Origin of the sequence: Vibrio owensii CAIM 1854 = LMG 25443, assembly GCF_000817815.1 — a bacterium.
Taxonomy (GTDB): domain Bacteria; phylum Pseudomonadota; class Gammaproteobacteria; order Enterobacterales; family Vibrionaceae; genus Vibrio; species Vibrio owensii.
Window position 1 is genome coordinate 45,145 of sequence record NZ_JPRD01000013.1, and the last position, 13,101, is coordinate 58,245.

At 48.3% G+C, this 13,101-nt stretch carries 10 protein-coding genes; 5 read left to right on the forward strand and 5 right to left on the reverse strand.

Going from position 1 to position 13,101, the window contains the following annotated elements; all coding sequences use genetic code 11:
- Positions 1-5: 5 nt before the first annotated feature.
- The 4 genes from H735_RS07495 to H735_RS07510 all read left to right on the forward strand — a co-directional run bounded on the left by H735_RS07495 (position 6) and on the right by H735_RS07510 (position 3,116).
- Entirely contained in the window at positions 6-953 is a 948-nt protein-coding gene (locus tag H735_RS07495; RefSeq protein WP_027726644.1) for an ankyrin repeat domain-containing protein, read from the forward strand.
- On the forward strand, positions 953-1,621 hold the full coding sequence (locus H735_RS07500; protein WP_020195570.1) for an NAD(P)H-dependent oxidoreductase: 669 nt from the start codon (positions 953-955) through the stop codon (positions 1,619-1,621). The genes H735_RS07495 and H735_RS07500 overlap by 1 nt, the downstream gene beginning before the upstream one ends.
- Positions 1,622-1,671: 50 nt before the next feature.
- Positions 1,672-1,974 (forward strand): hypothetical protein, encoded by a 303-nt coding sequence (locus H735_RS07505; RefSeq protein ID WP_020195571.1) that lies wholly within the window; start codon positions 1,672-1,674, stop codon positions 1,972-1,974.
- Between the two features lie 176 nt (positions 1,975-2,150).
- Positions 2,151-3,116, forward strand: coding sequence for an aldo/keto reductase (locus H735_RS07510; RefSeq protein ID WP_020195572.1), 966 nt, complete (start codon positions 2,151-2,153; stop codon positions 3,114-3,116).
- 160 nt (positions 3,117-3,276) lie between these two features.
- Here H735_RS07510 and H735_RS07515 read toward each other — a convergent pair whose 3' ends face one another.
- From H735_RS07515 to H735_RS07525, 3 genes are all read right to left on the reverse strand, one after another.
- Complete coding sequence (locus H735_RS07515; protein ID WP_020195573.1) at positions 3,277-6,396, reverse strand: PKD domain-containing protein; 3,120 nt, start codon at positions 6,394-6,396, stop codon at positions 3,277-3,279.
- 519 nt (positions 6,397-6,915) lie between these two features.
- Positions 6,916-7,302, reverse strand: a complete 387-nt coding sequence (locus H735_RS07520; RefSeq protein ID WP_020195574.1) for a hypothetical protein — start codon at positions 7,300-7,302, stop codon at positions 6,916-6,918.
- A gap of 42 nt (positions 7,303-7,344) precedes the next feature.
- Positions 7,345-9,336 (reverse strand): U32 family peptidase, encoded by a 1,992-nt coding sequence (locus H735_RS07525; protein ID WP_020195575.1) that lies wholly within the window; start codon positions 9,334-9,336, stop codon positions 7,345-7,347.
- Positions 9,337-9,554: 218 nt separating this feature from the next.
- Here H735_RS07525 and H735_RS07530 point away from each other — a divergent pair, with 218 nt between their 5' ends.
- Positions 9,555-10,004 (forward strand): DUF302 domain-containing protein, encoded by a 450-nt coding sequence (locus H735_RS07530; RefSeq protein WP_020195576.1) that lies wholly within the window; start codon positions 9,555-9,557, stop codon positions 10,002-10,004.
- Between the two features lie 5 nt (positions 10,005-10,009).
- Here the strand turns inward: H735_RS07530 and H735_RS07535 are convergent, their stop codons facing one another.
- Together H735_RS07535 and H735_RS07540 are read right to left on the reverse strand one after the other, a co-directional pair.
- Positions 10,010-10,942, reverse strand: a complete 933-nt coding sequence (locus H735_RS07535; protein ID WP_020195577.1) for a hypothetical protein — start codon at positions 10,940-10,942, stop codon at positions 10,010-10,012.
- A gap of 232 nt (positions 10,943-11,174) precedes the next feature.
- Positions 11,175-13,061 (reverse strand): methyl-accepting chemotaxis protein, encoded by a 1,887-nt coding sequence (locus H735_RS07540; RefSeq protein ID WP_020195578.1) that lies wholly within the window; start codon positions 13,059-13,061, stop codon positions 11,175-11,177.
- Positions 13,062-13,101 lie beyond the last annotated feature (40 nt).

Here is a 13,101-nt window from a genome sequence, read left to right on the forward strand (position 1 = left end):
TCATCATGAACTTACCAGCATTACACCAAAGCATTGTCGATAATCACTATGAGCAGTTTGTTGGATTGATTGAGCAGGGTGCAGACGTAAACCAACTCGATCCTGTGATGGGAAACGCACCACTGCATATTGCCGCGCAACAAAGCTCAACGCAGTGGGTAAGCAAGTTGTTGGAATCGGGCGCGTTTATCAATCTTCAAACACCAAAGCATGGCGTGACACCTTTGATGGTGGCGGTTTGGCATCGTAAACCAGACATAGTGAAAGTGCTGCTCGCGCAACCAGATGTGAACACCGAGATTGTCTCTACCTTCGGAGCAAAAGCCGCGCAACTCGTCGACTTTGGCGCGAGCCGAGGTGATGTTTTTGGTCAGCACCAAGCCAAAGACATGGAGGGCATATTCGCCGACTACCAACAAAAATTCGCAGCTAAACAAGCACAATTGGCTGCTTATCAAGTCGTGACAGACGTGCAATCTAGCGACGAGCAAATGGCAGCGGCGCTTGACGCTTTGCAGGATTGGTCGACACTCAATGTAGCATCACCAGTCGATGCATCGGGAAATGACGAACACACGGCAGTAATGGTTGCCGCACGTGATGGCCATACCCAGAGCTTACGTTTGTTGATGGAAAAAGGGGGTGACCAAACCATTCCCGATCACTACATGAAGGCGATCCCACTGCATAAAGCCGCCTACAACGGTCGTGCTGATGTGATTCGCTTGCTGGCTAACTACGCTGGATTCCATGAAACGTTAAACACGCAAGGGCCAAACAATGGCTACACCCCTTTACATGATGCGGTTTGGCACGGACACACCGATGCGGCGAAAGCCCTTATTGAAGCGGGAGCAGAGGTGGCACTAAAAGGCTTTGACGGCAAAACACCACTCGGCCTCGCGAAAGAATACCACTACGCCGAGATTGTTGAATTATTGGAGAACAAATAATGAATGTACTTGTTGTTTATTGGCACCCAGAACCGAAGAGCTTTAATGGCGCAATGTTCCAAACGGCAATTGACGCGTTAGAAGGTGAAGGGCATAAGGTCAAAACATCGGACTTACACGCGATGAACTTTGATCCTGTTTCGGGTCGCCATAACTTCACGACGACCAATGATCCGGAGTTCTTCAAACAGCAGTTAGAAGAGATGTACGCGACCGATAATGATGGCTTCGCACCCGAGATTGAGGCTGAAATTCAAAAGCTCGAATGGTGTGATCTGGTGATCTTCCAATTCCCACTTTGGTGGTTTGGGATGCCAGCGATGCTCAAAGGTTGGGTGGATCGTGTGTTTGCAATGGGGCGCACCTATGGCGGCGGTCGCTTCTATGAAAATGGCGTTTACAAAGGCAAAAAAGCCATGGTCAGTGTCACCATGGGTGGCCCAGAAGAGCTGTATGTTAAAGACGGGTGGAATGGTGATTTGGATGCGATTCTTCGCCCAATTCATCGCGGTGTGTTTGAGTTCAATGGTTTCTCTGTGCTTGAGCCGCATAAGGTGTTTGGCCCTGCAAGAAAAACGGAAGACGAACGCAAAGCTGAGCTAGACAATTATGCGCAGCGACTCACGTCCATCTTTGAAGAACCTTCGATCAAAATTGGTCAGTACTAATTCCTTTTGCACACGGAAGTCGGCTTTTTCAACTTAGTTGGGAGTCCACTATGAACTCAGAAAAAACACATCAAGCCCTGATCGCGTGGGGGGCGAATAAGAACCAAATCGCCAAGCTTTTACCAAGCGATATGGATAAACAAGAAGCGATGCAACGTGAGCAGCATATCTTGGCAATTGAAGAGTGTTTGCAGCTACTTTTTCGTCAACCAGAAGAACGCAAAACCTTTATGAACAGCGCAAGCAAAAGCGTGTTCTTTGAAGGTAGAAAGCCACTAGAAGTGATCGCATCTGGCAGTCTCGACGACTTAGTAGAAGCACACCGAATCATTCGCAGTATGTTGTGTATCTAATCTGACCTGAAGGTTTGTATTATCGCTGTGCAATAAAGTACAAATCTTCAGGCAACAATCTTCAATCTTCCTTTTCCAAGCGTTGCTAATCTTATTACCAAGCAATCGGGGCGACTCGAAACACACAAATTGCGTTTTGTTGCTGAGGTCAGCAGCAAGAGAATTGGAGAAGAATCATGTCAAATAGCAACTTTGCAGCAATCAAACAAATCGGTTACGGCGCAATGGGTCTTGAGGGCTATTACGGTGAGAGTGATGACGCAGTGGCGGTGCAAACTCTGGTTCATGCTATTGAACAAGGCATGATGATCGACACTGCTGACGCTTACGGTGCAGGACACAACGAAGATTTGATCAAAAAAGCCATCGCGCAAACCAATCAAAAAGCGTTTATTGCGACCAAATTTGGCATCGTATTTGAAGAAGGCCAAACAGGTAGCACGCTAGACACTGGTTGGGGATTTCCTTTAACCATCAATGGTACAAAAGAGTATGTTGCTCGTGCGATTGATAACAGTTTAGAGCGTTTGGGTGTGGAACAAATTGACCTACTTTACGCACACTACCTAGATCCACAAATTCCGCTTGAAGAAACGGTCGCTGCAATGGCAGACGCTGTGAAAGCGGGGAAAGTAAAAGCGATTGGTCTGTCTAACGTTACAGCGGAGCAAGTGTTGCGCGCTAATGAAATCCACCCAATCTCGGCGGTGCAATATGAATACTCACTGTTCCGTCGTGAAGCGGAAACGGACATCCTACCTGCGGTAAACCAAATCGGTGCTGCGCTGGTTTGTTGGTCGCCACTTGGTGCTGGTTTTCTGACTGGTCAGGTCAAAGAGTTGGACGAAAATGATTTTCGCAACAACAACCCAAAAATGCAGGGCGATAACTTCACAAGCAATTTAGCGCGCTTAGAAGAGATCAAGAACATTGCTGCTGAGTATAACATCACTCCGGCACAACTTGCTTTGGCATGGTTGGTCGCGCAAGGCGATAACATCATCCCAATTCCGGGTAGTCGTAAAACCTCTCGCATTGATGAAAACTTGGGTGCTCTAAACGTCACTTTGAGCCAAGAAACGCTTGCGAAGCTTGATGAAATTGCTCCGATTGGCGCTTTCAAAGGCGCGACACTGGTTTAAGTCTTTTACTGTGTCCCGCATTTATCCCATCACTTGTTTGAACGAGTGATGGGCTTTTTGATTCCTAAAGAATGGTATCGTTAAAACAAAAAAGATACCGCCTATCAAGACGGTATCGAATGTTATGAATTTGGATGGTTAATGCTGATTAATCAGCCTGTTACGAGCAGCTGTCAATCAATGTCCAGCCTGAGTATGGGTCAGCAGGAGTGAGAGTCGAGTCTGTCCAACGGTCGGCTTCATACAAGCTGCCTTGGTAGGTCACTTGTTCGCCCGGTTGGTACTGTCTTTGCTCGAACTCTGGGATGTCGGCACAAATGCCATCACCGCCACCGCTGTTATCACCAATGACTTTCAATGACGTTGAATCTGAGGCATTTAGCTCGCCATCAGAAACCTGCACTGAAATCGAGAAAGTGAGGTCTGGGTCTGTGACCGGAGCCGTTACCACTAGCGTGTCGCTATTGGCGTCGCCGACAACCGTCAGGTCAGAAGGGACAGTCCATTGATAGCTAATCGAGCCACCATCCGGATCAGAGGCGTTAGCGGTAATGGTCACGCTTTCGCCGCTGTTCACTTGATAGTTCGGAGACAGTGAAACGCTTGGTGGATTATTGTCGACTGGTGGCTTATCGCCGCCGTCACCGCCCCAAATTGAGCCGTCACAATCGTTGCCAACCAAACACGTTGGATTTTGCGCGTAAGCGTCGACTTTGTTGTCTAGCCAGCCGTTGTCTGTGCCGTTTGAGCCAATGGTAACGACCGCCGTAGTTGAGCCACCACCCCAAAGTAAGGCAAACACGTTGCTTGCTGGTAGATCTTGCATAGCCACATGAGACCAGTCGTAGCCTGCGTCTTTTTCTAACAATTCGCGAACGTTACTCGCACCGTTGTAAGTGGTTGGATTGAGCTGCTTGTCGAGTAGGCCAGTACGTACGTTGTTGATATCCGTGCCGATGCGCGCATCACCCATAAAGTAAGAGCCACCAGACGCTTCATGCTCTACGTTGATCAGTGTATTGCCTTCATCTTGAGTCGGCATGTGGCCACCTGGGATTTGCCAAATCATGGCCGGAGACTCAACGCCATCACTGATGGTTTTCACATAAGATAGGTAACGCGTCCAGCTGGTGGCGTTGTACGCGTAGTTCGCGATCGCTTCTGAGCCGAAACCGTCGCGCTCATATTTGTCGAACACAATGTAATCTGGTTGGTAAGCGCCAGTGTAAACATCCAGCGAGTTGACGAAGTTCGCCACTTCTTGGCCTTTGTCAGCAGATTGGTCGTCGGTCTGGTGAATCCAGTTGGCAGAGCCTACCGCCCACAAGTTGATTTGCCAGCCGTAAGTTACGTCTTCTGCCAAGCCATTCATGATGAAGTTAAGTGACGCAATGTAGCCTTTCAGCGTGTTCTCGAATTGAGGAACGGCTACTGGTGGTTGATAACCGTAGGTCGTCTTCATGTAATCCAACGCACGAGCGAGTTGATCATTCACATTGACCGCGCCCGCTTGGTTTAGATCGTCCACATGGCTTGGATTTTTCTGTAGTTCACCTAAGAAGTCAGGGTTAAGTACAAACGACATTGGTGAGCTGCCATCACCAGCCGCGTACTCTTGCGCCGCAATGGCTTGAGTAATGAAGGTCGCGTAATGTTTGTAGAGCAATTCATCATCGACTAAGTCTGTCCAGCTTGCACCACCACTTGCGTTTGCGGTGTAAACCACCATCACTGGCAGAACGTGATGGCCTGAAAGATCTGAAGCGCTTTGTGCGTTCGCGTAGGTTCTATGCAGCGGAAGCTCGTCTTTCGGCAGGATTACCCCCGGATCACCAGAACCACTCAAGCCAGCATACTTGAAGATGGCGTTGACCTTGGTTGCGCCGATTTCATTGGTGGTCTGTTCGCTGTCGTTCGTCACCGTGCCGTTTGCTACGTAATCTGGGAAGCCTTTGACTGCAAGGCTCATCGCTTCGCGGAATGGCAGCGTCAGCAACAACGGAGCATCGCTTTGCGTGACAGAAACAGAGTCATCACCGTCGTAGGCGTAACGCGTGTCTCCAGCAAACACCGAATCGATTTGGATATCGTACTCACCCGGCTTAACGTCGTCAGGTAAGGTGAATGGCGAGCTAGTAATTTCGTAGCTGTAGCGACTAGAGCCATCTTTCGCGACAAGGTTGAGCACAATTGGCATCGCTTCTTGAGGTAAGTCGACAATGCTTGCTTGAACGGTAGTGAAGTCGTCACTCGCGATAGGCGTTTCAACGATGTTGGTGCTGATTTCTGTCGCCGTGTCTTTGTTGACCAATACATCGAGGTTGTCGCTCGGTTGGTAAAGCACGTTGTTCACCGTAATCGGTGAGTAGGAGAGATCGTATTTGTGGTTATCAAGCAGTTTGCTGATGTCGATCTCGCCGCCAAATGGCACCACTAGGCTGCGTTCAACGTCTTGCGTGCCTGCCGCTTTCACGGTGGCATCTGTGGTTAGGCTTGCCGTAATGCCATCCAGTGCAGGCATGGTGAGCGAGATGGTCGCGTAGTAGATAAACGCATCGTACTGCACGGAGACACTAGGCTGTGTTGCATCGCTATCGACAGTCACGGTTGAGGTTGGCGAGGAGGCGTGGGCAATCCCCATTTCGCTCGTTACGTCTTGCGCGGTGACTTGATACTCACCATCTTGGAGGTGCTCAAGCACAAAGCTGCTTCCCCACGGTACAGACACGGTCTCACTGTAGTTTTCACCCTCGACCAAAATCGAGGCTGCGGCTAGGCTGGCATGTGGTGCACTTGGTGCCTGTAAGGTGATCTTGCCTTGAAGCGCAGGATCATTCTTGATGATCACCTTCTCGACATGCACGTCGTTTCCATCGATGTAATCACCATTGGTAGCATTAAGACCAAAGAAGATTTGAGCTGTTTGACCATCGTTTAGAATTTGTGACGTGCTGTCATGAGTAAAGACAAACGTATTAGGAGCAGGGCTGCTGACATTAAAAGGTGCGCCCCATGAGCTATTCACCGTCGCGTCTTTGTCTGAGGTAACCCAAATCTCTGCGTCCGCCAAGTCTAATTGCTGACCTGAGATATTCTTCAAATCGACCTGCGCTTGTGAGTACCACTGGTCAACCTGTGGCACGGTTATCGTGGCAGAGACTGACTCGCTTTGAGCGGCCGTTATGATGTTTTCTTGTGTTGCGCCGAGTGCAGAGGTGGCCATGATTGGGGAACCCATGAGCACCGCTGTTACCATCAAACTGATTGTTGTTTTCTTCATTGTTGAATCCTCATCACTTGCTTTAAAAAGCTAAGTGACTGTCCTTGTTGATTTTCTATTCGTGGGGGATTTCCGGCGAGGACTTCAAACACTAAGCAAACGTCACAAAGAGAGGGAAGCCCCTTGATCTAACCACTGCCGAAATCACTCATATTTTTTGCTTACATCCAGTTACAAATGAAAAGAAACAACTCAAAATTTGAAGGCCGATTCAGAAAAAAATCACCATATGCACTTAGGTTTATAAACTGAGCTAATTTATTGATTGGGATGAATATTGATGTCAATTATTAGTGGTTAGAGTATTTACTTGATTAATACTTTTGGTTGGATGGGAGAGCATTGTTGGGGCGAATAAAATGAATTGCTAATACGATGAGAAAAGTGGATCTTGAGCCCAAAAATAGGCTGGTACAGAGTCAGAACAAGCGGGATAAAGTGATAAATTGGATGGCGATTTTGGTGTTCAAAACGGCCATCCAAGAGATAAAAATCAAGAGCAAAATCGCCTTGAAAGGGTTAAGCCCGATAAAACTTACTGTCGTTGAAAACATCACGATCACGCGGATCGTTCGATAGGAACTTCCACATCTCTTTCATGCTTTGTTCAAAGAACTCTTCTTCAAACACCACCATAGAGCAATGTTCACCAAGTCTAGTCACGAACGGTTCGAGTGCTTCAAACCCAATGCGCTCAATGTCTTCAATATCAATGAAATACAGCTTCTTATCGGTTCTTTGTTCGCTTCCTGCAGGTAATTCGCCTTTACCAAGTACAGAGAAGTTAAGCTCTACAGTTAAACCTGTGCGGTTTTGTTTGAGCTCATAAACCGCTTCCGTTTGCGCCATCACGTTGTAGTTCAAATCATCAAAGTAGCTCAGTGTTTCTTGCTTCATTGGGTGCATAAGTCTTCCATAAATTGTGCAGTTGAATCTGATGAGATTCCGTTACAAGCCTTTCAAGTATTGAGCGTTTGCCGTTGGGTGAATCATGGTATTAAGTGCTTCAACATGCTGCTCATTGTGTTCATTCAGCAGAGCGGTAAAGGCATCGATCAATTCAGGTTTGGTCATCGTGACTTTGGTTTCTGTCTGGATGTCGCGCAGGTCGATCAATACGTCAGTTAACAGTTGCGGCAAATCTTGCAGCACTTGTAGGTTCAACACGTTGTGCTCGCTGTAGATCGAGTTGTGACTGCCTTTTTGTTTTTGCACCACATACGGGTTGTCTTTTAGGTTGATGATCGATGTGCGCTTGTCACAACGCTTCAAACAGCCTTTGTTGACCTTAATTTTGCGGCAACCTTCGGTTTGTTGGAACAAACATTGGCGACTGGTGAGCAGTGTGTTCGGGTGGTAAACGCTGTAGTAGCTGCGCATGTTGTGTGGGCGCTTAATGTGGCGCATCTGCTTCATGTTCAGCTCGTTAGAGATAAACGCACCGCTTGCGGCGAACTCTTCTTGCAAACATTTGAACGAGTACGAGTTCACCGTGTTCATTTGCGGGCCTGCAACCCAACCTAATCCCAGCTCTTGAGCCAACATGCCCACGCCAGAGTTATTGGTGATCAATAATTCTGGCTTCACTGCCTCTAAGAATGCTCGTGCGGCTTGGTAATCGTCACCAATCAAAATAGCAGGGAACCAAGGTTTCAATCTTGGGTTTGCTTGGAACAACTCAATCATCGCATTCAGTTCACCCGCCAATCCCATTGGTAGCTGGAAATACACATCGACATTGCTGTCTTCGCATAGTGCGGTGTCTTCTACGGATGAAATCAATACAGATAGCTTCGGAGCGCCTTCGCGCATATCTGGTTGAGGCAGCGTCGGCAAAGTCGGTACATCAATCGCGCCTTTTAGGCTGCTGCCAGAGGCTTGCTCTGAAGTCACATCAAAATCTTGAGTCTTCTCTGCAACCTTCTCAATGATTGCGGTTTTGTCGTCGTAGAGCTTCTTCTTCACGCCTTGCACATCATCGGCGGATTCGCATTTGTAGATCTTCGAGAAGTGTTTTACGGCGTGATCGCGAGGGTTGTCGATGTACATCGCTTTACCGAAATCGCCTTGCAAAAACGCGTTAGAGAAATCGCGGTTAAATACGGTATACAACTCTGTGGTGTCGTTTGACAGTTCTACGCCATCACACAAGCGATCAATCTGTTTACGCCAGTTATCGACCACGGTGTAAACGTAGTGAGATTTCTTAATGCGGCCTTCCACTTTCAACGAATACACGCCCGCATCGGCAAGCGCTTCTAGATCGCCAAATGCCGAGTTGTCCTTCATGTTGAGAGGGTAGCTGTTGCCTGTTTTGGTGGTTTCGTATTGCTCACGACAAGGCTGGCTGCAGCGACCACGGTTGCCCGAAGCACCGTTGCGCGCAGAGCTGATGTAACAGATGCCAGAGAAACCAATGCAGTAAGAGCCATGCACAAACACTTCCATCATCACGTCATGCTCACGACCAAACTGAGCCAGGTGCTTGATCTCATTGATGTTCAGTTCACGAGAGAGGTTTACGCGGCTCGCCGTCAACTGATTAAGGAACAAGATCTGTCCTTCGTTGTGCGTGTTGAGCTGAGTTGAAGCGTGTACGTCTAGATCTGGGAAATGATTCTTGAGAATGTAAGCCAAACCAAGATCTTGCACGATCACGCCATCAATTGCGGTGGTGTTTAACTGGCTGAGCAAACGCACGATGGCTGGGATTTCGCTTTCCAGTATCAATACGTTCAGAGTCAGGAAGATCTTACAGTTGTGCTGATGAGCTAGCGTCAGCACGCCATTCAAGTTATCTAAAGTGAGGTTGGTCGCTCGGTTGCGGGCATTAAAACGGTCTAGTCCGCAGTAGATAGCATCGGCACCCGCAGCAATGGCTGCTTTGATGGAATCCAGATCGCCGCCCGGGGCTAATAACTCAAATTGATCGCGTGTCACTAGTTATCTCTTACTCAGTAAAATAGGTCACGTATTTTATGTGCTTCACGGTTTTAATGTTGGACTGATTAACGCTTTATTAATCTGAATCAATTTTCACTCTGGGTCGGTCTATTGTTGATAAGGAAAGCCGAAAATCAGACACGTGCAGGTCGCGAGTCTGGGTCTTGGCTTCTATAGTTTTTGGGTAGTGAGATCGAAGCATAAGGAATCAGCAGATGGTAAAAGCAATAACAGTAGGATTGGTCGCAGTGTTGGCGTCATTTTCCTCTTTGGCAGAAGAAAGTGTGGTACGAGTCGAGAGTCAACATTCGGTGCAAGATACGGCGAATAAGTTTGTCGAAATCGCGCAAAGTAAGGGCTTAAACGTGTTTGCGCGTGTGAATCACCAAGAGAATGCGGCTAAGGTCGATATGGATCTAAGACCAACCGAAGTGATTGTGTTTGGTAATCCCAAAGTGGGCACGCCGTTGATGCAATGCGCTCAAGAAGTCGCGATCGATTTGCCGCAAAAAGTGTTGGTTTATGAAGATGCAGAAGGCAAAACTTGGCTAGCTTACAACAACCCTATGTATCTAAAAGAGCGCCACAAGATTGAAGGGTGTGAAGAGGTGTTGACCAAAGTCAGTGGTGTGCTGAGTAAGCTCACAGGCGCGGCTGCGAAGTAGTTTCCTCATGCTGCTCGCGGTCTTTCCATGTGTGAGCAGCATTCTGCAAGCCAACCGTTACGGTGAGCGGCATTGTAAGCACCTCGACAACAGCGCAGCCAATCTCGTTTACTTGAGAAATAGGACGCGCTGCCTTTACAGATCTTAAGCGTCCATTTTGAACGTGCAGAACGCATGTGGGCGCAGCACCTTTTCATCCAGTTATTTCGGTGAGCGGCGAAGTAGGCTCCGCTGCATCCTTCTTGCCACGCTGTTCGTGTTTTGTAATCTGCCGCGCTTCTCATGCAGGCATCCAACGTCCATTTCTTTTGTGTTCTTGGTTCGCCCATATGAGCGCAACATTGCTCTAGCCACCCTCGATTTCTTGCCGCTTGATAGGCGCTTTTACAATGGCTAATCCATTCCGTACGAGTTTTGAATGGTCGGGCGCTTTGGATACAGGCTGATAAGTTCCACTTGAGTTCGATTGGTTTCATGTGGACGCAGCAGTCTTCTAGCCAACCGTTACGGTTAGCCGCGTTGTAAGCGCCGCTGCATCCGCGCTGCCAGTCTGAGCGAGTTTTGTACCGTTTGGCGTTTTCAGCGCAGGTTTCAAACGTCCACTTTTTCCCAGTTCGAGAAGGGAGCATGTGGGCGCAGCAATCTTCTACCCAGCCGTTTTTTCTGGCGGCATGGTAGGCGCTCTTACAGCCATGATTCCATGCAGAGCGAGTCTTGTATTTAGAGGCGCTTTGTTTGCACTTTTCGTACGTCCATTTCAGGCCAACGCGCTGCATATGAGCGCAACATTGGTCGAGCCAGCCGTTGCGATAAGCCGCGCTGTAAGCCGCTTTGCATCCCTCACACCACTCCGTGCGAGTCTTGAATTTTGCTGCACTTTGCTTGCACAGTTCTAGGTTCCATTTGCCCCGTTTTTTGGGTAGGTTCATAAGATTCATAAGCGCACCCCTTCAAAGTTTCTGAATAAGGTTGAAAAGCCGTTTCCCTAAAAGTTTTGCCTATCCTGCTCTCTGAGGAACTTACTGGTGTTGATAGGCGATAATGTTGATTGTGTTGCTTTTAAGTACGGTTATTCGGGGCTTTCGGGTCAAATTAAGCCGAATTTACAGGCGAGAAAAACAACAAACCCCGCAACATGGCGGGGTTTGAAATTAATGGTTGAATTGGGTTTTACGCCAGTTTGAAGGTTGCCACTTTCGAGTTGAGATCTTCTGCTTGAGATTTCGACTCAGATGACTGATTCATCGACTCTTCTGCACCGATAACCAAGTGATCCGTCACGTCTTTGATTGAAGTAACGTTTTGAGTGATTTCATTGGTCACGTGGGTTTGCTCTTCCGCGGCGGTGGCGATTTGTGTTGCCATATCGCTGATCATCGCCACTGCCGAGTTGATTTCATCCAACGCTTGAGAAGCACGGTCAGCATCTTCTACCGAGCCTATTGCTAGTTCAGAGCTGCGTTCCATCAAAGTAACAGCACGCTGAGTTGTGCGTTGTAGCGTTTCGATGGTGGATTTGATCTCTTCTGTCGATGTATGAGTGCGTTGAGATAGAACACGCACCTCATCCGCAACCACAGCAAAACCACGGCCTTGTTCGCCTGCACGCGCGGCTTCGATCGCGGCGTTCAATGCAAGTAGGTTAGTCTGCTCTGCAATGTCACGAATGGTCGACAGCACGGTATTGATGTCTTGAGCATGTTGGTTTAGTTCACTGATCACGCCGCTGGCTTGGTTCACTTCCGAAGACAGATTGTTTATCGAGTCTTTGGTGTTCACTACCAACGCATGACCATTTTGTGTGCTCACGGAAGAGTCCTGTGCCACTTTCGCCGTTTGCTCAGCATGAGAAGCGATCTCTTGCGTCGCAGAAGCCATTTCCGTCACTGCCGTTGCCACAAGTGTGATTTCTTGTTGCTGGTGGTTGAGCTCGTCAACGGATTGGTTTGCACGTTTGGTGCTCAGCTCTGACTGATGATTCAAGTCTTCCGCTTGGTGACGAATGTGGCCGATAAGTTGCTGAAGGCTGGCAACGAACTGATTGAAGTTCTCTGCCAATTCACCCACCTCATCACGGTTCTCGACTTTGATGCGCTGAGTTAAATCACCGCTACCATTGGCGATTTGCGATAGAGCATTAGAAACGTTGTAAAGCGGACGGAATAGGATGTTACACAGCAGATTAAACAAGGCCACACAGATGATCACTACGATCGTTGTCGCGATGATTTGGCCCCAAACTGCGTCGTAAAGTGGGGCAACCAAAGAGTCATTATCCAGAACCGTGACCGTTGTTAGCTTAGTACCGTCAATGGCTTTCGCGTAAACCACGAAGTCTTTGCCGTTGATGGACACAGTACGATCTTGACCAGAACTTGCTGCCGCTGTGATATCGCTGTTGTTCAGCCCCAATTTGCTGACAGGTTGGTTAAGCAGTTTGCTGTCATTGTGGGTGAAGATATTGCCTTGGTCGTTGGCGATAAACATATAACCTTCACCAGGCAGAATCACTTGGTTCAGGCTATTTAGGATGTCACCGATTTCCACGTCTGCACCTAGCACGCTGGTTTGACCGTGAAGTTGCAACGCCTTACCCAAAGACACCACGTTCGCGCCAGTTGCTGCAGCGACAGTAGGGTTGTCCATAAAGACTTTCGAAGGGTTTGCGATAGCGTTGGTGTACCAACCCCATTGACGAGGGTCGTCGTTACCCGGTGGCAGGACAACACCGTTCGCGTTGTCTTGAGAACCGTCTGGATACGCAAGGAAGACGTTATCAAACGCAGCAGAATCACGAACTTGTTTTAGGTGGGTCACAATGGCGGATTTCTCAGCATCTTGTGACAGTGATGTGAGTGCGCGCTCTTTCGACAGCAGCCAATCGCTCACATATTGGTTGTAAGATGCGCTGGTACTTTCTAGGCGTTGCGCGACTTCAACATCAAGTCGCTCCAAAGCATCACGGAAAGACAGCCCCTCCACCAACACTCCCCCGAGGATGATGGCAGCACTGGCAGAAATCGCCAGCTTGTTCTTCAAAGATAAATTCTTAAGCATAAAGGTATCGTTGGCTCTTATATTTATAAAAATGGGTGTT

Bases quoted from the DNA above. Each gene is read 5' to 3' on its own strand.
- H735_RS07540 (WP_020195578.1), bottom strand. From the start codon at position 13,061: ATGCTTAAGAATTTATCTTTGAAGAACAAGCTGGCGATTTCTGCCAGT.
- H735_RS07500 (WP_020195570.1), top strand. From the start codon at position 953: ATGAATGTACTTGTTGTTTATTGGCACCCAGAACCGAAGAGCTTTAAT.
- H735_RS07535 (WP_020195577.1), bottom strand. From the start codon at position 10,942: ATGAATCTTATGAACCTACCCAAAAAACGGGGCAAATGGAACCTAGAA.
- H735_RS07515 (WP_020195573.1), bottom strand. From the start codon at position 6,396: ATGAAGAAAACAACAATCAGTTTGATGGTAACAGCGGTGCTCATGGGT.
- H735_RS07520 (WP_020195574.1), bottom strand. From the start codon at position 7,302: ATGCACCCAATGAAGCAAGAAACACTGAGCTACTTTGATGATTTGAAC.
- H735_RS07510 (WP_020195572.1), top strand. From the start codon at position 2,151: ATGTCAAATAGCAACTTTGCAGCAATCAAACAAATCGGTTACGGCGCA.
- H735_RS07495 (WP_027726644.1), top strand. From the start codon at position 6: ATGAACTTACCAGCATTACACCAAAGCATTGTCGATAATCACTATGAG.
- H735_RS07505 (WP_020195571.1), top strand. From the start codon at position 1,672: ATGAACTCAGAAAAAACACATCAAGCCCTGATCGCGTGGGGGGCGAAT.
- H735_RS07530 (WP_020195576.1), top strand. From the start codon at position 9,555: ATGGTAAAAGCAATAACAGTAGGATTGGTCGCAGTGTTGGCGTCATTT.